Here is a 17,635-nt window from a genome sequence, read left to right on the forward strand (position 1 = left end):
AAGCACCGGAGCGTATTCAAATATCCAGCCTTTTACGCCCCAAGTTCGTGTCAATTCGTGTTCCCACTGCAATGCAAGCGACAAGAGTGTTTGCAACCCCGGAAAAACTGAATATGACCGACCGTGTAATATGAGCGGAATAGCAAGATCAACATCAGCCATAGCGGGCAAAATCGCCCCGAAAACCGCTGGTTCTTTGGATGTTGCCATTTCGCCATGTTTGACGAATTTGCAAGATCTCGAACCCCCCTTTGGCAAGCGGCGTCAAAGAATATACGGTATCCGAGGTAAACGCGCGGATTTGCACTCAGAAACACGGCAGGCGAAGGCATGGGCCTAGGAATACAAAACAACAACACCGGCCGTGCGCCGCGCATACTGTTCTACAGCCATGATACATTTGGACTGGGGCATCTTCGCCGGTCGCGCGCCCTTGCCGCTGCCATCACGCAAGCCAACCCGCAGGCCTCGGCTTTGATCCTGACCGGGTCACCTGTGGCTGGTCGGTTCACCTTTCCACGACGGGTTGACCACGTGCGCCTTCCAGGCGTGACCAAACGCGCCGATGGATCATACGCCGCACGTACAATTGGCATGGGAATCGAAGAGGTGACCGAACTGCGCGCGGGTCTGATCCAGACTGCCGTGCAGCAATTCGACCCCGACATGCTGATCGTCGACAAAGAACCGACCGGCTTTCGCGGCGAGCTACTGCCAACGCTGGAAAACCTGCTGCAATCGCAACGCACCAAGTTGGTCCTTGGCTTGCGCGACGTACTTGACGAACCCGAAGTTCTGGCCGCCGAGTGGGATCGGAAAGAAGCTCTTGCGGCGACCGAACAGTTCTATCACGAAATCTGGGTTTACGGTCTGCGCTCGATCTATGACCCGACCAAAGGGCTGCCGCTCAGCCACGCGGCGCAATCGCGCATTCACTGGACCGGCTATCTGCGCCGTGACCTGGGCCCGGTGGGCGAACCGCCGCAACAGCCTTATATCCTGATCACGCCTGGTGGTGGCGGTGATGGCAAGGCGATGGTGAATCAAGTCTTGTCTGCCTATGAAAAAGACCCGACCCTGTCGCCGCGCGCAGTGTTGGTCTATGGCCCATTCTTGTCGGGTGAATTGCGCGATGAATTCGAGACCCGCGTTGCCGCGCTGAATGGTCGGGTCACCGCGGTGGGGTTCGAATCCCAGATCGAAACGCTGTTTGCCGGTGCCGCCGGGGTGGTCTGCATGGGCGGCTACAACACATTCTGCGAAGTCCTGTCCTTTGACAAACGTGCCGTCATCGTTCCGCGTACAACACCAAGGTTGGAACAATGGATACGCGCCTCGCGCGCCGAAGGGCTGGGCCTTGTCCGGATGCTGGACGAAAACCGCGACGGGCTGACAGCGGATGCGATGATTGAGGCGATCCGCAACCTACCGCATCAGCCCTTGCCATCGCAAGCCATACAGGACGGGCTGCTGGACGGTTTGGATTACGTAACCGACCGCGTTGAGGCATTGCTGAGCCAGGAACAGGAACGGGCCACCGGATGACCGCAGCCCAGCCGAAACTGGCGGTGCTGGTCAAAGGATGGCCGCGCCTGTCCGAGACTTTCATCGCTCAGGAACTTGTCGCCCTGCAAGACGCCGGGCACAGCTTTGACATCTGGTCTTTACGCCACCCGACCGACGTGAAACGGCACCCGCTGCACGATCGGTTCCGGGGTCAGGTGCACTACCTGCCCGAGTACCTGTACGAAGAGCCGCAGCGTGTCTGGGCCGCGCGTCGGGCTGCGCAAGCCCTGCCTGGCTATGCCGAGGCCTATAGGGTCTGGCGCGCCGATCTGCGCCGCGATCCGACCCATAACCGAATACGGCGCTTTGGCCAGGCTTGTGTTCTGGCCGCCGAATTGCCCGACGCGACTCGGGTGATGTACGCGCATTTCATGCACACCCCATCCTCGGTCGCGCGTTACGCCGCTATCATGCGTGGCCTACCGTGGAGTTTTTCTGCCCACGCCAAGGACATATGGACTTCGCCCGAATGGGAAAAGGCGGAAAAGCTTCAGGCCAACACCCATGGCGCGGCTTTTGGTGCGACCTGTACGGCCATTGGGGCCGACCATCTGCGCAGTCTGGCCGACGACCCCGCGCGTGTCGACCTGATCTATCACGGGCTGGACCTGAGCCGTTTCCCCACCCCGCCGGATCGTACACTGCGCGCGCCGGATAGTCCGTTTCACATGCTTTCCGTCGGCCGTCTGGTCGAAAAAAAGGGCTTTGACCGCCTGATCGATGCATTGGTCATGCTGCCCGAAACGCTGGACTGGCACTGGACGCATATCGGTGGCGGCACCCTCAGCACCGCGCTGCAAAACCGGGTCGAGGCCGCAGGCCTGTCGCATCGTATCACGTGGCAAGGCGCCTGCGATCAGCCCGAAGTTATCGCCGCAATGCGCAGCGCGGACCTGTTTGTACTGCCCAGTCGGATCGCCGAGGACGGAGACCGCGACGGGTTGCCCAACGTTCTGATGGAGGCCGCATCACAGCTGTTGCCCATATTGTCGACGCCGGTCTCGGCCATCCCCGAGTTTATCAAAACCGGCACTCACGGCGTACTGTCCGACGATGATCCAGCTGCGCTGGCCAACGCCATCACCCGCCTGGCCGCCGAGCCGCAACAGACTGCTTTGATGGCCAGCGCCGCCTATGACCGCCTAATCGCCGATTTCCGCATGGATCCCGGCATCGCCCGCCTGTCCAAACGGCTTCGCGCATTGGGTTCGGGCATAGATTGATGGCGCGGGTGGCCTTTTACTCGCCGATGAAAGCCCCGGACAGCCCGGTACCGTCGGGGGATCGCGAAATGGCCCGCAACCTGATGCAGGCAATTGCCGCGCAGGGGGATACGGTCGAACTGGCCTCGCGGCTGCGCATCTATGACAAAACCGGGGATGCGCAAGTGCAGACCACGTTGCGTGCTGAAGCTGACGCTGAGGGGCGACGTCTGATAGACGACCTGCCTTCGGACACCGCGCTGTGGGTGACCTATCACAACTACTACAAGGCACCCGATCTTCTTGGCCCGCGGTTCTGCAAGGCCCGCAACATTCCTTACGTACAATTGGAAAGCACCCGCGCGACCAGCCGCCTGACTGGTCGCTGGGCCGGATTTGCCCAAACCGCGCACAAGGCCTGCGACGCGGCGCAAGTGATCTTTTACCACACCGCCAATGACCTGATCACCCTGGAACGGGAACGGTACGGGGATCAAAGCCTTGTCGAACTGCCGCCCTTCCTGCCCCGGTCGGATTTGCCACCCGCCTCTGGCTGTGACGGCCCGATGTTGACCGTCGGTATGATGCGGCACGGTGACAAGCTGGCCTCTTACACCCTTCTGGCGCAGACGCTGTCCCTTCTGGCCGGCGACTGGATCCTGGATATTGCGGGTGATGGACCAGCACGCCCCGCGGTCGAGACGCTGATGGCCCCGTTCGGATCAAAGGTCCGGTTTCTGGGGCAATGTGACCGCGATGCTTTGCAAAAGCTCTATGAAACAGCCTCGGTTCTGGTGTGGCCGGGCGTGAATGAGGCCTATGGCATGATCTATTTAGAAGCACAGGCCAGCGGTCTGCCGGTCGTTGCGCAGGACCGACCCGGCGTGCGGGATGTACTGGCCCCGTCGGACTATCCCTCGGTCGAAGCTGGCCCCAAAAGTCTGGCCGCGCGGCTGCGCTCTTTACTGGATAACCCCGCGTTGCGCCTGTCCCAAGGGGCCAAAGCCCGCACTCACATTGCCGAACGTCACTTGATGCCTGCGGCCACCGATCGGTTCTGGCAGGCAACGCGACCTTTGATGGAGGTTCGGTCATGACCCAGCTGGCACTGCTTCGGCATGGTCACACCCACTGGAACCGCGCAGGGCGCATTCAGGGGCGCAGCGACATTCCGCTGGACGACGATGCGCGCGCGGAGCTGGCAGCTACGCAACTGCCCATGCAGTGGAAGGACTCGGCCCTCTGGTCCAGCCCCCTGCTGCGGGCCAGCGAAACGGCGCGTCTGGTCGCCGGGCGTGAGCCGAAAACTTCGGACGCGCTGACCGAGATGAACTGGGGCGATTGGGAAGGTTTGCGCGGGGTCGACCTAATTGCCGATCCGAACAGCGGATACCGCCATATTGAAGACTGGAGTTGGGATTTCCGTCCGCCAAACGGCGAAAGCCCGGCTGAGGTCTGGAACCGCCTGCACCCCTGGATGGACGCTTTGTCCGGCGACACGGTTGCCATCTGCCATATCGGCATCATGCGGGTCATTCTGGCGCGGGCCTGGGGATGGGATTTCAATGGCCCCGCCCCCTTTAAAATCAAGCGAAACCGTCTCTATATCGTTGACATCGCATCGCTCTGCCCCCTGCCTGAACCCGTCCGACTGATCAGACCCGAGGTGTCGCAATGAAGGTGATGATCGTTGTCACGCACTTGCTGGGCACCGGACATCTGAGCCGGGCGCTGACTCTGGGCCGGGCTTTCGTACGGGCCGGGCATGAGACCTTTGTTGTCTCGGGCGGAATGCCTGCGCCTCAGTTGGACAGCGCGGGCATGACCCTGTTGGGGCTGCCACCGCTGCGTTCGGATGGTACGGACTTTACCCGGCTTTTGACCCAAAGCGGTGACGTGGCCGATGCGGCCTATCTGGCATCGCGCGAGATCGCATTGGTCGAGGCCGTTCGGAGCTTCGCGCCGGATGTGCTGATCACCGAGTTGTTTCCCTTTGGCCGTCGGTCTCTGGCGGCCGAGTTCAATGCCGCTCTAGAGGCCGCTTGGAACATGCCGCGGCGCCCGGTCATTCTGGGCTCGATCCGCGATATTCTGGCACCGCCTTCGAAACCATCAAAGGCAGAGCGTACGGACGAGATCGTGTGTCGATATTACGACGGTATCCTCGTCCACTCAGATCAGAACGTTGTCCCACTGGAGGTCAGCTGGCCGGTGACCAATCGTTTGCGTCCGCAATTGTTCTATACCGGTTTCGTCGCGCCCGAGGCCCCTGCGCTGCATCCGGATGAGGTGGGCAAAGACGAAATACTGGTCAGCGCCGGTGGCGGATCAGTGGGACAGCCAATCTTTCGCGCGGCCATCGAGGCCGCCCGAAAGATGCCCAACAGGCGCTGGCGCCTGTTGGTGGGTGGACAAGACGCAAGGGCGCGTATTGATCAACTGGCGCAGCTCGTGGGCGAAGCCCAGGTGATACTGGAGCCAGTGCGCCCGGATTTCCGGCAAATGCTACCCCACGCGGCGGCCTCGGTCAGTATGTGCGGCTACAACACAGCACTGGACATTTTACAATCAGGCACACCTGCGGTTTTTATCCCCTTCGACGACGGTAAAGAAGTTGAGCAGGGCTTGCGCGGTCAGAGCCTCTCGGACCTGTCGGCCATCGATGTGTTGCCCAGCAAATCCCTGAATGGGGATTCTTTGGCGCAGGCCGTTGCGTCGGTCATGTCAGATGGCTCACGCCAGGTTTCAATGCAGGGCTTTGACGGGGCCGCAAGATCGGTCGAGATTGCAGTGAACCTACGGGCGCAGGTATGATGATGGACTGGAGCCCTCTGGAGGCCGAATTGAACATCTGGCGCGCTCAGGGCTTGTCGCTGCCGCTGTGGTGGCGTGATGATGACGCCGTTTCAAAGACAACGCAGCTCGAGAAACTGTCAGAGCTCTCGCGTTCGCTCGACCTGCCCGTGCATCTGGCGATCATTCCACGCGATGCCGATGCTGGACTAGTGGATTACGTCGCACAACAGCCAACGCTGATCCCGGTGGTGCATGGCTGGGCGCATCAAAACCTTGCACCACCTGATGAAAAGAAATCCGAGTTTCGGCTGCACCGCCCGCTTGCGGATATTACCGCCGATGCGCAATCCGGACTGAATCGGCTGCGCACGTTGTTCGGAGACAGGCTGTGTCCGATGTTCGTACCGCCGTGGAACCGCATCGCGCCCGAAGTGGTTCGGGAATTGCCTGATCTGGGTTATTGCATTGTCTCGACGGCGACGCCGCGAAAAAAACGGGAACCTGCGCCGGGGTTGGAGCAGATCAACACCCATCTGGACCCGATTGACTGGCGCGGATCGCGCCGGTTGGTAGCGGCGGATAAGTTGATCAGTCAAACAACGGACCTGTTACGCGACCGGCGTGAGGCGCGCGCCGACATTACCGAACCTTTTGGCGTCTTGACCCACCATCTGGTCCATGATCAGGACATCTGGACCTTTACTCAAGAGCTGCTGAGCCGTCTTCTGGATGGCCCTGGCATTGCCTGGGCAGAATCAAAAAAACCAACCGGAGAACCCGAATGAGCCGACTGGATTCCATGCTTCGCCGCCTGACAGCGCAACGCGACGGGCTGAACTGGGCGGTTGCGCAGATCAGCGACATGGAGGGTGATGTTCTGGACATGGGGCTGGGCAATGGCCGCACCTACGATCATTTACGGGAAATCTTGCCGGATCGTCGAATCTGGGTCATGGACCGGGTGCTGCAATGTCACCCGTCCAGTACTCCGCCAGCCGAGGATTTCCTGCAGGGGGAAGCGGAGCCCATGCTTGAAAAGCTTGGCAATGGTGGGCCAAAGATCGCCCTGGCGCATTATGATTTTGGACGTGGCATCAAGGAAAACGACGTTGCGGAAGCGGCGCACCTTAGCCCGCTGATTGCGCGGGTAATGCGGCCCGGCGGGTTGTTGATATCAGGGCAACCTCTGGTCGGGTTCGAACAGATCAAAGGCCCGGATACCATCGCCCCTGACCGATATCTGTTCTACCGCGCCTGATCAGGCTACGCGCCGTCCGCGCGACCAGACACCGTTCAGCGCCGGAACTCCCTGGTAGAAGCGGAACCGGATAACATCTGCGCGCGCTCCGCTGCACAGATCTCCACGGTCGTCCAACCCCACAACCTGCGCCGGTGTCCGCGTCACTGTCTGCAGCCCACGGGCCATATCGCCCCATATCTCACCCAATCGTACAGCCGACAGCAGCAACGCGGCTGGAACATAGTCCGAGGACAGAATGTCGAGATGGTGCAGATCGGCTAGCTCCTGTGCGGCCACATTGCCGGAATGTGACCCGCCCCGGATCAGGTTGGGTGCGCCCATCATCACCTTAAGGCCGTGATCGCGGCAGGCGCGGGCCGCTTCGACGGTGGTGGGGAACTCGGCTAACCGGATGCCATGACCCGCCGAGACCCTCACTTGTTCAGGTGTGGTGTCATCATGGCTGGCCAACATGGCCCCCAACCGTTTGGCCGCTTTGACGGTTTCGACCTCGTGCTTGTCCCCGTTCCGCATTCGCATTGCCTTAAGTTCCGAAACATGGCGCTGAAAACCTTCGCCCTCCAGCCCCAGCTTTCCTTTCAAATAAGTCTCAAGCTTCGACATATCTCGGAACTGACGCTGACCCGGCGTGTGATCCATCAACGAGACTAACCCGACCCGATCTTCGGGGCCGAACTCGTTTAACTCTTCAACCAGTGTTTCCGAGCACACCTCAGCCCGAAGATGCAGAAAATGACTGATCTTCAAAACGTCTTGTTCCCGCAGCTGCCACAGTTCGCGCGACAACTCGCGTGCGTATCGTCGATACCGTTGGCCGCTTGGGATCGAGCCGATACGCAGCGCATCGAACACGGTGGTGATCCCGGTGCTGGCCAGCTCGGCGTCGTGGGCCAGAATGGCCGCCACATGAGGCCAATCGACCTTGGGCCGCGGCTGGATGTGGCGTTCCAGATTATCTGTGTGCAACTCGACGAGACCGGGGCATAAATAATCGCCTTCGCAATCAATCGCACCTGCTGGAACCGCGCGGCCAGTGGCGATCTCGGCAATCGTTTCGCCTACGAGGCGGACGCTGCCGGTGATCGTCTCATTGGCAAGAACAAGCGTAGCATTGGCAAGGATCGTTTCTTCTGTCATCTGAACTTCACACGGTTTGAACAAGTGGAAAGGCCACGCACAGGAGGCCAACGTGACATTCACGCGATACGCGATCTATTTTGCGCCCCCGATCCGGGCCGAGTGGGCGAAATTCGCCACCAGCTGGTTGGGCTGGGACATGGAGGCTGGAGTGCCCCTTGCCCACCCGATGATCGATGGCGTGGACGTTGCAGCCGTGACCGAAGTGCCGCGTAAATACGGGCTGCATGCGACGATGAAGCCGCCCTTTCGTCTGCAGGACGGGCAGTCGGTTGAGGCATTGAGCGCAGCATGTGCGCGGCTTGCGGCCACCCAGGCTTCGGTCACCCTGGATGGGCTTCAGATCGCCCGTTTGGGTCGATTTCTGGCCCTGTGCCCTCGTGGCGATGAGACCGCGCTGAACGCGTTGGCCGCCGCCTGTGTGCGTGATCTGGACCGCTTTCGCGCGCCCGCAACGCAGGCCGAGTTGCAGCGCCGCCGAACCCATGGCCTGAACGCCCGACAGGAAGCCAACCTTGCGCAATGGGGTTATCCTCATGTGATGGACTCCTTTCGCTTTCACATCACCCTCAGTGGCAGGTTGGACAAAGAAACGCTGGAGACGGTTGAGTCCGTGCTGAAATCGCAACTTATTCCCCTGCTGCCAGCACCCATCCAAATCAGCAATCTGGCTTTGGTGGGTGAGGTCGAAGACGGGCGCTTTCACCTGATCCATCGCTACGCGCTTTCTGGTTGAAGCTTGGCGAGGATGGCGTCGACCGTCACCTCAAGAGGGCCGGAATTGTCAATCTCGATCACCCGAGCAAGACCCGTAGGTAAAGGCGTTTTAGCCCTTGCCAACCGCCGTGCCTGTTCAGCCATGCTTTCTCGCCCACGTGCCGACAGGCGGTGCCCCAGCACTTCGGAATCAGCGGTCAAAGAGATCACAATCAGATCGCCAAACACCTCCTGGGCCTGTGACAGCACGGACCGGGATAGATTCACGAGAACAGCCTCCGCCCTTTCTCGCTGCTCTTCAATGGCGTGAGGCACCCCGTAGAGCAATCCATGAGCGGGCCAGTGCAACGCAAAGGCGTCCTGCGCGACCATCTGCTGAAACTCAGCATCAGACACACGGTCGAAATCCTCACCCTCTTCGCCTTCGGGTCGCGTGATCACCCTGCGTGCCGAACAAATACCTGTCGCACGTGCCACCAGCGCCCGCATCACGCTGTCTTTACCAACGCCCGACGGGCCGACGACCGCTATGACCGGGGCAAGGCTCATACCACTCCCCTTGCCGCAAAATCTGACACGTTAATCTCACGATCACAGACCAGTGCGCGTGTAATGTCATCATGGAAAATACCCACAATCGCCGCGCCGCGCCCCTTGGCCTCAGATATCAGCGCCAGAACTGTGTCTCGGTTCTGCTCATCCAGTGACGCCGTGGGTTCATCCAACAGTAACACCGGATAATCATGCACAAAACCACGCGCGATATTCACCCGCTGTTGTTCACCGCCGGAAAAAGTTGTGGGGCTTAAGGTCCACAAACGGTCGGGAATGTTGAGCCGCGCCAACAGATCCGCCGCCCTATCCAGCGCCACCTGACGGTCACATCCGATGGCCAGCAAGGGTTCAGCCACAACGTCAAGCGTCGGCACCCGGGGCACAACACGCAGGAACTGACTGACATAGCCCAGGATCTCGCGCCGCAAGGCCAATATCTCACGCGGTTCCGCCTGAGCGACATCCAGACCAGCAACCAAAACCCGACCGGAGGCCGCCAGGTAATTGCCGTAGATCAACCGCATCAAGGTTGACTTGCCCGCCCCTGACGCCCCGGTCAGGGCAACGCACTCGCCGGGCATGACCGTCAGCGATGCGCCTTCTATCACCGGAATCACCGCGCCGCCCTGATTGTGCAGGGTAAAGCTTTTGCTGACGTCTCTCAGATCAATCATCGTCTTCGCCTTTACACCTGCAGCACGCTGGAGACCAAAAGCTGCGTATAAGCGTGCTGCGGATCGTCCAGCACCTGATCGGTCAGCCCGGCCTCGACCACGTGGCCATCCTTCATCACCATCAACCGGTCCGCCAGCAGCCGCACCACAGCCAGATCATGAGTGACGATGATGGCGCTCAGTCCCATCTCGCGCACCAGTCCGCGCAGCAAATCCAGAAGGCGCGCCTGAACCGAGACATCAAGCCCACCGGTCGGCTCGTCCATGAACACCAGCCGGGGGCCCGTTACCAGATTGCGCGCGATCTGCAGGCGCTGCTGCATCCCACCCGAAAACGCTGCGGGGCGGTCATCCACGCGGTCCACGTCGATCTCAACCCGCCCCAGCCAATCAATGGCCTTGTCACGGATCGCGCCATAGTGACGCTCACCCACGGCCATCAGCCGCTCGCCTATGTTGCCGCCGGCGCTGACCGACATGCGCAAACCGTCGCGGGCGTACTGATGGACAAAAGCCCAATCCGTCCGCCCCAACATCCGGCGTTCGGGTTCCGACATGGTCACTGTGTCCACCGGCCCATCGGCCCGCGGGTCAAAGATCACCTGCCCCGCATCCGGCTCTAAATGCCCAGCCAGGCAATTCAGCAAGGTTGACTTGCCCGACCCGCTTTCGCCGACGATCCCCATAACCTCGCCGGGATAGAGATCGAAACTGACGCCGGTACAGCCGATCCGTGCGCCATATGTCTTGGTGATGTCCTGAACGCTCAGCAGGGGTGTCATGCCCGTCACCTTGGGTCGTAGGCAAATTCGATCCGGTTTCCGCCGGGCTCGCGAATCATGAAGTGAATTTTCGGACCTGCACCGGACGGCTCTGGCGCGAATTCAACCTCGACCCCCGACCAATCCTTGACGGCATCGAATACGGTGTTCAATGCGTCCTCGTCAGGCACTTTGAACGCCACGTGATGCAGACCCACATGGGCGTGGCGATTAAAACCGCGCTGGTTGTCACCTTTTTGTTGCCACAGGGTCAACACGGCAGCACCGTTACTGATGAAGGCCGAGGGGTATTCCGGCTTGCCGCCAACCACGTCCCAACCCAGCCCGTCGACAAAGAACCCTTTCGACGCGACCAGATCAGCGACCGTCAAGCCCAGGTGATCAATTCCCAATACATTCTGGCGCATCATACTGCGTCCTCCTTGCTTAAACGTCCGTCATGCCCCTGCGCGCGTCGCGTGCGGCAGTAATCCGTGTCGGAACAGACAAACATCCGGTCGCCTGCATCATCCATGATCACCTCATCCAGATAACTGTCTTTAGCCCCACAGAGGTCGCAGGGGTGGTCGGCCTTGGTGGCCTCGAATGGGTAATCTTCGAAATCCAGGCTCACCACTTTGGTATGCGGCGGCAGCGCATAGATGCGTTGTTCCCGCCCTGCCCCGAACAGCTGGATTGCGTCCATTTCCAATTTCGGATTGTCGAATTTCGGGATTGGCGACGGATCCATCACATAGCGCCCCGAGACCTTCACCGGATAGGCATATGCGGTCGAAATCGCCCCGTGCTGGCTGATATCCTCATATAGTTTCACATGCATAAGGCCGTATTCCCCAAGACTATGCATCTTGCGGGTCTCGGTCTCACGCGGTTCGAGAAAGCGCAGAGGTTCGGGGATCGGCACCTGATACACAAGGATCTGATCCTCGGTCAGTTTCACCTCGGGGATGCGATGGCGAGTCTGGATCACGGTCGCCTTTGTGGTTTCTTCGGTTGTCGCCACCCCTGCCGTGTTTTCAAAGAACTTACGGATCGAAACCGCGTTGGTGGTGTCATCGGCCCCCTGATCGATCACCTTGAACGTGTCTTCGGGCGTCAATGTTGCGGCCGACACCTGCACACCGCCCGTCCCCCAGCCATAGGGCATCGGCATCTCGCGGCTGGCAAAAGGCACCTGATATCCCGGCACAGCAAGAGCCTTGAGAATAGCCCGGCGGATCATTCGCTTGGTCTGTTCGTCCAAATATGCAAAGTTATACTCATTCATTTTGATGTATCACTTTGTATTTTGGTGTTTTTATGGACTATTTTGTATGTGGTGCGGTCATTTTGACCGTTATGTTTTATCTCTGCCTGCATATCCGCCACTCCAGACGGCGACGTGAAGCGATGCTGCGGGACAAGGCTGGTATATGGAAGGCGATCGGAGCCCCTGAATATGGTGGCAACGGGTTGGAGGATGCCGACTAGGGGCAAAAAGCCGCTTATCCACGTAGTGCTGATCAGGGTCATTCCGCTGCCTCCTGCGGAGTGGTCCGCCCATCTGTCTCAAGCCGCAGCTTGCGCACCAATTCCAGTTCAGCCTGAAAGTCCACGTAATGCGGCAGCTTGATATGTTCGAGGAAACCTGTTGCCTGAATGTTGTCCGCATGGCTCAGCACAAACTCCTCGTCCTGAGCGGGCGCGCCAAGATTCTCCTCGCCCAGCTCTCCCCAACGCAGGGCACGGTCGACCAGCGCCATGGCGATTGACTTGCGCTCTGACTGACCGAAAACCAGACCGTAGCCGCGCGTGAACTGGGGCGGTTCGGTCTTGGAGCCCTTGAACTGGTTCACCGTCTCGCATTCGGTCAACTCGACCTCGCCGATTTCAATGGCAAAACCCAACTCAGGGATATCCATCTCGACCGCGACTTTGCCGATCCTCAATTCACCGACAAAGGCGTGGTTACGGGCGTAACCGCGTTGGGTTGAATACGCCATGCCCAGCACAAACCCCTCATCCCCGCGGGTCAGTGATTGCAGGCGCAGAGGGCGTCCGGCCGGAAATTCCATCGGTTCACGGGTTAGGTCGCCGGGGGTGGCGTCGCTTGTGGGTTCGTCCTGAATGATACCTTCATCCTGCAGAAAATCAGCGATGTGCGGGATCGGCTCTGAGCGCGGCTGGCTTTCGGGTGCAAGAGGAACCTCGCCCTCGGCGGCCAGTTTAAAATCCAGCAAACGGTGCGTGTAATCGAAGGTCGAACCCAGCACCTGCCCCCCCGGCGCATCCTTGAACGTGGCCGAGATTCGGCGGTCGCAGGCCATCTGGCCCGTTTCGACCGGATTCGAATAGCCAAACCGGGGCAAAGTGGTGCGATAGGCACGGACCAGAAAGATCGCCTCGATCAGGTCGCCACGCGCTTGCTTGATCGCCAGCGCAGCCAGATCGGGATCAAACAGAGATCCTTCGGCCATCACCCGGTTCACAGCAAGGCTCAGCTGTTCGCGGATTTGCGCGATGCTGAGTTCGGTGACATCGGTTGATCCACGCCGTTCCTCGGCCAGCCAGGCATGGGCGTTTTCGATGGCTTTCTCACCGCCTTTGACAGCTACGTACATCGCCTAACCCTCAGCCCTGATCTGTGTGCTCCGCGGCAGCGCCGCGATCTTGTCACCGCTGGTGAAAAAGAAATCACATCCCAGCGGGTATCGCGCGGCATTGGCTTGAAGCGCCGGAACGTCCGGCAGCGATAAATGCGCTGTGTCCCTGATCCCCGGACCGGTCAGCACCGACCCAGCCGGACGCAGGTCTTCACATTCCACGATCAGAGTGGCCGAACGGTCAGGATATTCAGCTGTTCCAATGCGGAACTGTCCCAAAGGCGCCAGCGAATGCCACGTTCCCACCGCGAAATCAGCCTGATCGGCTGTCACAAACGGCGCGCCGGTATGAAAGGTCAGCCATTGCCGCACCGCATCTGTATCAATCGCACCCGCCAAAAACACGCCTGTATCCGGATCGCACAGCGTCAGCAGCAATGACCCAGCTGCCAAGGATAAGGGCGCCGGAGGCTGGCCACCTGTGATCCGACGAATTTCACCCGGTCGTGCCATGACAGTCATCGCAGTGCGAAAAGCATGGGCCGCGTCAATCGGCGCGTTCTGGAACCCACCCGAAAATTGGCTTTGAGCGTCCATCAATTCTCTCCCCGTGCCATCGTGAAGAATTCGACTTTGGTAGCAGCAGCCTTGGCCGCCCGGGCCGTTTTGACCGCCTGCATCCGGCAGCCAAGCGGAGTAATCACCCGCGCACGCACCTCATCAGCGGATTCGGTTTGCATCAGTGCATCAATCAACGCCGCGACTTCAGCCTTGCGCTTGGACCGACCCTGCACATATCCGTGGCCCACCATTCCATCCTGCAACACCAGCGTACAGCGCGTGACGGTCACTTCACCCAGGTTGAACGGCGCGCCGGTACCGCCGGTCCGTCCACGCACCATCACACCACCCACTTCAGGGCTGCGAAGCCATTCAAAACGCGGATGCCCGCCCATTTCGGCCCACAATTCCATCAGTACGTCTTCGGGCGCGCGGGCCAGCAAACCCATCCAATCCTGACGTTCGCTATTCGCGGTTTTCGTCTGGTCCGTCATCAAACCCTCTTGGCCAGGTTGTCTATATCAACTATACAACTAGACAAATTATACACTCCAAGAAAATGACTCGCAATCCGCGACCCGAGAAAGTTTGGTGACATGAGCAAAACGCCCGTCTGGAAAAGCATCGCGCTCGGCCTGACTTCGGACATTGCCGAAGGGCGATTCAATACCGGCGACCGATTGCCAACCGAGTCGCAATTGGCGGCGCAACACGGGGTCAATCGGCATACGGTACGGCGGGCGTTGTCGGACATGGCCGAACAAGGTCTGGTCCGTTCTCGGCGCGGCGCAGGCGTTTTCGTGGCCGCGCGTCCGACCGATTATCCGATTGGCAAGCGGGTGAGATATCACAAAAGCATTTCAGCCAGCGGTAAGATGCCGGGTAAAACGATCCTCTCGCTGACCACCCGTGTGGCCGATGATACTGAGGCCGAAGCCCTTCGGCTTGCCCCCGGAGACAAAGTTCATGTGTATGATGGCTTGTCTCTGGCCGACGGTCAGCCAATCGGCCTGTTCCAAAGCGTCTTTCCGGCAGATCGCCTGCCCAACATCCTGACCGCTTTGCAAGACACACGATCTGTGACCAAGGCCCTGCAACGCTGTGGCGTCGCAGATTACACCCGCGTCTCCACCCGCCTGACGGCTCGAGCCGCGACAGCGACGCAGGCCTTGCATCTGCAACTACCAGAAGGCGCGCCGGTGCTGTATTCATTGGGGATCAATGCCGACCTGAACGGAGTACCCGTTGAATACGGTCGCACTGTTTTTGCAGGCGAGCGCGTTACACTTACCTTGAACGACGATTAAACAACAAAGCGCTCCCGCCTGTCTTCGACCTCACTACGGAGGCCTCATCCCGTTGGGCCCGGCGCAGCCGGTGCATCTACAACGAGGTGAAAGTTTTGAATCGCCGTTGAAACCACAAGGGCTACCCTTTGCAGCGCTACGCAGGTATACGCGACCGCGACTCTTTAGCTGACACGAGGCCACCATGAGCTTTGACCGTACCATCAAGATCGCACCGTCGATCCTGTCCGCCGATTTCGCCAATTTCGGACAAGAGATTCAGGCCGTCGAAGCACAGGGCGCAGATTGGGTCCATGTCGACGTAATGGACGGTCATTTCGTCCCGAACCTGACCTTTGGTCCGCCAGCCGTCAAAGCCTTCCGTCCGCATGTCAAAACGGTGATGGATGTGCACCTGATGATCACGCCGGTCGACCCCTATATTCAAGCCTATGCCGATGCCGGGGCCGATATTCTCACCGCCCATGTCGAGGCGGGTCCGCACACTCATCGCACCCTGCAGGCGATCCGCGCTACAGGAATGAAAGCGGGCGTTGCTCTGAACCCAGGTACTCCGGCTGACGCGGTCGAGCACCTTCTGGACATGACTGATCTGGTCTGCGTCATGACCGTAAACCCCGGTTTCGGTGGTCAGAAATTCATCGACATGACCAGCAAGGTTCGCAAACTGCGCGAAATGATCGGTGACCGCCCTGTGCATATCGAGATCGACGGCGGAGTTGATCCGAAAACCGCCCCGCTGGTTGCAGCCGCAGGCGCTGACGTTCTGGTCGCCGGTTCAGCCGTCTTTAAAGGCGGATCAGTTGAGACTCCTGGTGTCTATGGCAACAACATACGCGCCGTTCGGGCCGCCGCAGAATCCGCGCTTTAGGCCATCTGCAATCTGGCGGTTTGCAAAAACCGCGAAATCTCCAGCCCAAGGCTGGCTTCGATTGAAATCGCCAGATCAGGCTGCTTCTGAAGTTCTTCAGTCAGATCTGGCAATTTCCATTCAATCACGCGTGACGGCGTTCGCGCCGTCACGGTCACTCGCGCCGCGAACCCTTGATCTTTGCTCAGAAAGGCTGTTCCGCCAAGGAAGCGACCTTCGCCTAGCGTATCAACGTGATTTCCGTTCATCTCAACGTCGATCTCACCATCCACGATCAACGAAAGGCTGTGGACCGGGCTGCCCTGCGTTAACAGGCTGGATCCGGCCGGAACAGACTTGGCAACGCCCATTCTCAGCAGGTTATACGCATCCCGTTCCGAGAAATTGCGCAGAGCGATTTCATAGAGGTGCCGTTCCGCATCGGTAAAGGGCACTGGACGCCGTTCCAACAGCAAACGCACAATCCAAAAGATGTTGATACCGGTGAAGAACAGGTTCCAACCGATCGGAGCCCAAAGTGGTGCGGGTTGCAGATAGTAATAGGGCAGCAGGATCATCGCCCCGATCACCGACAGAACACGCAGCCAGAAGATGTCTCGGACCGAATAGGAAATCAGGTAAAAGATATTCGCCACGTTTACCAAAATGTCCAAACCCACCATGCCCTTACCTCGTCAGCTGTGCGCGCTGACAGATGCCAGCCACGCTTTAAGGATACATGTTGAGTGTAACAGTCGCGGTGATCCGAGCCACGTTGTTGTATTCAGCCTATTGCTTATCTATCCGATAGCTCTCGGGTTCTTCAGAAAGAAAGGTAATCGGACTTACCTTTTTTTGCGAGCGCAACTTAGGTGCCTTACCCCCAGACACAACATCGTCACCGCTTAAAATGGCAGTCTGCATGTCGTCCAGATCGATGCTGTGCAAGATGCGCGTGCTGTAATGTACAAACGGAAGGCCAATCATGGTTCACTCCAATCTTTGATTGTCTGGCGCCTGCACCCGAGTGTCCGGCACCTTTTATTTCGATTGAAAATATGGGGGGATTTCTTTGCGTTGAAATGGAGGGAAAATTAATCCGTCCTGACAACCGCAGCGCTTACCGGGAAAATAGCAATTGCCAAGCTGGTCATCTTGTGACCATGAACACCCGCATCAAACATCAAAAAACGAGAATGCCCAATGATTGAACGCATCGATACCGGCGAACGGTCCTCGAAAATCGTAAAACACAACGGTGTAGCTTACCTGACCGGACAAGTCGCCGAGGGTGATACGATTCAGGAACAAGTCCGAATTTGCCTTGAGAAAATTGATGCCCTGCTTGTACAGGCCGGATCATCACGCGAAAACATGCTGCGGGTAACGATCTGGCTGGCCGATATGAAGGACTTTGCCGGATTGAACGAGGTCTGGAATGCCTGGGTTCCAAAAGGCCATGCACCGGCCCGCGCCTGCGGAGAAGCCAAACTGGCACGCCCCGAGTTGAAAGTGGAATTCATCGTAGACGCGGCCTACGAGTAAATCCTCGGCAAACGCAGTCTGCAGATATAGTTGTGACTTCCAACAAAAAAGGGCGCCCCTAGGGGCGCCCTTTCCGCAGCTATTCGCCTAGGCGAATTAC

The 17,635-nt window shown here is 59.1% G+C and carries 22 protein-coding genes; 11 read left to right on the plus strand and 11 right to left on the minus strand.

The genetic code is table 11. The annotated features are described in order from the left end of the window. The first annotated feature begins 330 nt into the window (after positions 1-330). From RUE5091_RS17630 to RUE5091_RS17660, 7 genes are read left to right on the plus strand one after another with little or no spacing between them, the layout of a single operon-like run. The gene (locus RUE5091_RS17630) at positions 331-1,545 is read left to right on the plus strand and encodes a glycosyltransferase family protein (RefSeq protein ID WP_082643708.1); all 1,215 of its coding nucleotides are present in this window, start codon (positions 331-333) and stop codon (positions 1,543-1,545) included. Continuing rightward, on the plus strand, positions 1,542-2,789 hold the full coding sequence (locus tag RUE5091_RS17635) for a glycosyltransferase family 4 protein (protein ID WP_058283256.1): 1,248 nt from the start codon (positions 1,542-1,544) through the stop codon (positions 2,787-2,789). Before RUE5091_RS17630 ends, RUE5091_RS17635 begins: the two co-directional genes overlap by 4 nt. After that, positions 2,789-3,865, plus strand: a complete 1,077-nt coding sequence (locus tag RUE5091_RS17640) for a glycosyltransferase family 4 protein (protein ID WP_058283257.1) — start codon at positions 2,789-2,791, stop codon at positions 3,863-3,865. Before RUE5091_RS17635 ends, RUE5091_RS17640 begins: the two co-directional genes overlap by 1 nt. Next, complete coding sequence (locus RUE5091_RS17645; RefSeq protein WP_058283258.1) at positions 3,862-4,446, plus strand: histidine phosphatase family protein; 585 nt, start codon at positions 3,862-3,864, stop codon at positions 4,444-4,446. The genes RUE5091_RS17640 and RUE5091_RS17645 overlap by 4 nt, the downstream gene beginning before the upstream one ends. Further along, positions 4,443-5,582 (plus strand): glycosyltransferase family protein, encoded by a 1,140-nt coding sequence (locus RUE5091_RS17650; protein WP_058283259.1) that lies wholly within the window; start codon positions 4,443-4,445, stop codon positions 5,580-5,582. Before RUE5091_RS17645 ends, RUE5091_RS17650 begins: the two co-directional genes overlap by 4 nt. After that, positions 5,579-6,349: a polysaccharide deacetylase family protein gene (locus RUE5091_RS17655; RefSeq protein WP_058283260.1), complete on the plus strand. Its 771-nt coding sequence runs from the start codon at positions 5,579-5,581 to the stop codon at positions 6,347-6,349. Before RUE5091_RS17650 ends, RUE5091_RS17655 begins: the two co-directional genes overlap by 4 nt. Next, positions 6,346-6,822, plus strand: a complete 477-nt coding sequence (locus RUE5091_RS17660) for a class I SAM-dependent methyltransferase (RefSeq protein WP_058283261.1) — start codon at positions 6,346-6,348, stop codon at positions 6,820-6,822. Before RUE5091_RS17655 ends, RUE5091_RS17660 begins: the two co-directional genes overlap by 4 nt. Here the strand turns inward: RUE5091_RS17660 and RUE5091_RS17665 are convergent, their stop codons facing one another. Continuing rightward, positions 6,823-7,962, minus strand: coding sequence for an alpha-D-ribose 1-methylphosphonate 5-triphosphate diphosphatase (locus RUE5091_RS17665; protein ID WP_058283262.1), 1,140 nt, complete (start codon positions 7,960-7,962; stop codon positions 6,823-6,825). Between the two features lie 52 nt (positions 7,963-8,014). Here RUE5091_RS17665 and RUE5091_RS17670 point away from each other — a divergent pair, with 52 nt between their 5' ends. Beyond that, positions 8,015-8,698 (plus strand): DUF1045 domain-containing protein, encoded by a 684-nt coding sequence (locus RUE5091_RS17670; RefSeq protein ID WP_058283291.1) that lies wholly within the window; start codon positions 8,015-8,017, stop codon positions 8,696-8,698. Here RUE5091_RS17670 and phnN read toward each other — a convergent pair. Genes phnN through phnG form a run of 9 tightly spaced genes read right to left on the minus strand, consistent with a single transcriptional unit; the run spans position 8,680 to position 14,327 of the window. Beyond that, positions 8,680-9,228 carry a phosphonate metabolism protein/1,5-bisphosphokinase (PRPP-forming) PhnN gene (gene phnN / locus RUE5091_RS17675; protein WP_058283263.1) on the minus strand — a complete coding sequence of 183 codons (549 nt, stop codon included), beginning with the start codon at positions 9,226-9,228 and terminating at the stop codon, positions 8,680-8,682. The genes RUE5091_RS17670 and phnN overlap by 19 nt on opposite strands. Further along, positions 9,225-9,908, minus strand: a complete 684-nt coding sequence (gene phnL, locus RUE5091_RS17680) for a phosphonate C-P lyase system protein PhnL (protein ID WP_058283264.1) — start codon at positions 9,906-9,908, stop codon at positions 9,225-9,227. Before phnL ends, phnN begins: the two co-directional genes overlap by 4 nt. Positions 9,909-9,919: 11 nt before the next feature. Further along, on the minus strand, positions 9,920-10,690 hold the full coding sequence (phnK, locus tag RUE5091_RS17685; protein ID WP_058283265.1) for a phosphonate C-P lyase system protein PhnK: 771 nt from the start codon (positions 10,688-10,690) through the stop codon (positions 9,920-9,922). A 5-nt stretch (positions 10,691-10,695) separates the two neighbouring features. Next, positions 10,696-11,100 (minus strand): VOC family protein, encoded by a 405-nt coding sequence (locus RUE5091_RS17690; protein ID WP_058283266.1) that lies wholly within the window; start codon positions 11,098-11,100, stop codon positions 10,696-10,698. Continuing rightward, entirely contained in the window at positions 11,097-11,957 is an 861-nt protein-coding gene (locus tag RUE5091_RS17695) for an alpha-D-ribose 1-methylphosphonate 5-phosphate C-P-lyase PhnJ (protein ID WP_058283267.1), read from the minus strand. Before RUE5091_RS17695 ends, RUE5091_RS17690 begins: the two co-directional genes overlap by 4 nt. After that, the gene (locus tag RUE5091_RS23120) at positions 11,954-12,202 is read right to left on the minus strand and encodes a hypothetical protein (RefSeq protein ID WP_131726332.1); all 249 of its coding nucleotides are present in this window, start codon (positions 12,200-12,202) and stop codon (positions 11,954-11,956) included. The genes RUE5091_RS17695 and RUE5091_RS23120 overlap by 4 nt, the downstream gene beginning before the upstream one ends. Then, entirely contained in the window at positions 12,199-13,290 is a 1,092-nt protein-coding gene (locus tag RUE5091_RS17700; RefSeq protein WP_058283268.1) for a carbon-phosphorus lyase complex subunit, read from the minus strand. The genes RUE5091_RS23120 and RUE5091_RS17700 overlap by 4 nt, the downstream gene beginning before the upstream one ends. Before the next feature lie 3 nt (positions 13,291-13,293). Next, a complete protein-coding gene (gene phnH / locus RUE5091_RS17705; RefSeq protein ID WP_058283269.1) occupies positions 13,294-13,869 on the minus strand; it encodes a phosphonate C-P lyase system protein PhnH in 576 nt (191 codons plus the stop codon). After that, positions 13,869-14,327, minus strand: coding sequence for a phosphonate C-P lyase system protein PhnG (gene phnG, locus RUE5091_RS17710; RefSeq protein WP_058283270.1), 459 nt, complete (start codon positions 14,325-14,327; stop codon positions 13,869-13,871). The genes phnH and phnG overlap by 1 nt, the downstream gene beginning before the upstream one ends. Positions 14,328-14,429: 102 nt before the next feature. On the opposite strand from phnG, the gene phnF reads away from it, so the two are divergent. Together phnF and rpe are read left to right on the plus strand one after the other, a co-directional pair. Continuing rightward, complete coding sequence (gene phnF, locus RUE5091_RS17715; protein WP_058283271.1) at positions 14,430-15,140, plus strand: phosphonate metabolism transcriptional regulator PhnF; 711 nt, start codon at positions 14,430-14,432, stop codon at positions 15,138-15,140. Between the two features lie 184 nt (positions 15,141-15,324). Next, positions 15,325-16,011 (plus strand): ribulose-phosphate 3-epimerase, encoded by a 687-nt coding sequence (gene rpe / locus RUE5091_RS17720; RefSeq protein ID WP_058283272.1) that lies wholly within the window; start codon positions 15,325-15,327, stop codon positions 16,009-16,011. On the opposite strand, the gene RUE5091_RS17725 is transcribed toward rpe, so the two are convergent. Then, positions 16,008-16,673 (minus strand): Crp/Fnr family transcriptional regulator, encoded by a 666-nt coding sequence (locus RUE5091_RS17725; protein WP_058283273.1) that lies wholly within the window; start codon positions 16,671-16,673, stop codon positions 16,008-16,010. The two genes, rpe and RUE5091_RS17725, sit on opposite strands and share 4 nt — an antisense overlap. Before the next feature lie 520 nt (positions 16,674-17,193). On the opposite strand from RUE5091_RS17725, the gene RUE5091_RS17735 reads away from it, so the two are divergent. Further along, a complete protein-coding gene (locus RUE5091_RS17735; RefSeq protein WP_058283275.1) occupies positions 17,194-17,535 on the plus strand; it encodes a RidA family protein in 342 nt (113 codons plus the stop codon). Positions 17,536-17,635: the final 100 nt, after the last annotated feature.

The organism is Ruegeria denitrificans, from assembly GCF_001458295.1.
Taxonomy (GTDB): Bacteria; Pseudomonadota; Alphaproteobacteria; order Rhodobacterales; family Rhodobacteraceae; genus Ruegeria; species Ruegeria denitrificans.

Excerpts from the sequence above, each read along its gene's own strand:
- RUE5091_RS17630 (WP_082643708.1), top strand. The coding sequence starts at position 331 with ATGGGCCTAGGAATACAAAACAACAACACCGGCCGTGCGCCGCGCATA.
- RUE5091_RS17635 (WP_058283256.1), top strand. The coding sequence starts at position 1,542 with ATGACCGCAGCCCAGCCGAAACTGGCGGTGCTGGTCAAAGGATGGCCG.
- RUE5091_RS17640 (WP_058283257.1), top strand. The coding sequence starts at position 2,789 with ATGGCGCGGGTGGCCTTTTACTCGCCGATGAAAGCCCCGGACAGCCCG.
- RUE5091_RS17645 (WP_058283258.1), top strand. The coding sequence starts at position 3,862 with ATGACCCAGCTGGCACTGCTTCGGCATGGTCACACCCACTGGAACCGC.
- RUE5091_RS17650 (WP_058283259.1), top strand. The coding sequence starts at position 4,443 with ATGAAGGTGATGATCGTTGTCACGCACTTGCTGGGCACCGGACATCTG.
- RUE5091_RS17655 (WP_058283260.1), top strand. The coding sequence starts at position 5,579 with ATGATGATGGACTGGAGCCCTCTGGAGGCCGAATTGAACATCTGGCGC.
- RUE5091_RS17660 (WP_058283261.1), top strand. The coding sequence starts at position 6,346 with ATGAGCCGACTGGATTCCATGCTTCGCCGCCTGACAGCGCAACGCGAC.
- RUE5091_RS17665 (WP_058283262.1), bottom strand. The coding sequence starts at position 7,962 with ATGACAGAAGAAACGATCCTTGCCAATGCTACGCTTGTTCTTGCCAAT.
- phnN (WP_058283263.1), bottom strand. The coding sequence starts at position 9,228 with ATGAGCCTTGCCCCGGTCATAGCGGTCGTCGGCCCGTCGGGCGTTGGT.
- phnL (WP_058283264.1), bottom strand. The coding sequence starts at position 9,908 with ATGATTGATCTGAGAGACGTCAGCAAAAGCTTTACCCTGCACAATCAG.
- phnK (WP_058283265.1), bottom strand. The coding sequence starts at position 10,690 with ATGACACCCCTGCTGAGCGTTCAGGACATCACCAAGACATATGGCGCA.
- RUE5091_RS17690 (WP_058283266.1), bottom strand. The coding sequence starts at position 11,100 with ATGATGCGCCAGAATGTATTGGGAATTGATCACCTGGGCTTGACGGTC.
- RUE5091_RS17695 (WP_058283267.1), bottom strand. The coding sequence starts at position 11,957 with ATGAATGAGTATAACTTTGCATATTTGGACGAACAGACCAAGCGAATG.
- RUE5091_RS23120 (WP_131726332.1), bottom strand. The coding sequence starts at position 12,202 with ATGACCCTGATCAGCACTACGTGGATAAGCGGCTTTTTGCCCCTAGTC.
- RUE5091_RS17700 (WP_058283268.1), bottom strand. The coding sequence starts at position 13,290 with ATGTACGTAGCTGTCAAAGGCGGTGAGAAAGCCATCGAAAACGCCCAT.
- phnH (WP_058283269.1), bottom strand. The coding sequence starts at position 13,869 with ATGGACGCTCAAAGCCAATTTTCGGGTGGGTTCCAGAACGCGCCGATT.
- phnG (WP_058283270.1), bottom strand. The coding sequence starts at position 14,327 with ATGACGGACCAGACGAAAACCGCGAATAGCGAACGTCAGGATTGGATG.
- phnF (WP_058283271.1), top strand. The coding sequence starts at position 14,430 with ATGAGCAAAACGCCCGTCTGGAAAAGCATCGCGCTCGGCCTGACTTCG.
- rpe (WP_058283272.1), top strand. The coding sequence starts at position 15,325 with ATGAGCTTTGACCGTACCATCAAGATCGCACCGTCGATCCTGTCCGCC.
- RUE5091_RS17725 (WP_058283273.1), bottom strand. The coding sequence starts at position 16,673 with ATGGTGGGTTTGGACATTTTGGTAAACGTGGCGAATATCTTTTACCTG.
- RUE5091_RS17735 (WP_058283275.1), top strand. The coding sequence starts at position 17,194 with ATGATTGAACGCATCGATACCGGCGAACGGTCCTCGAAAATCGTAAAA.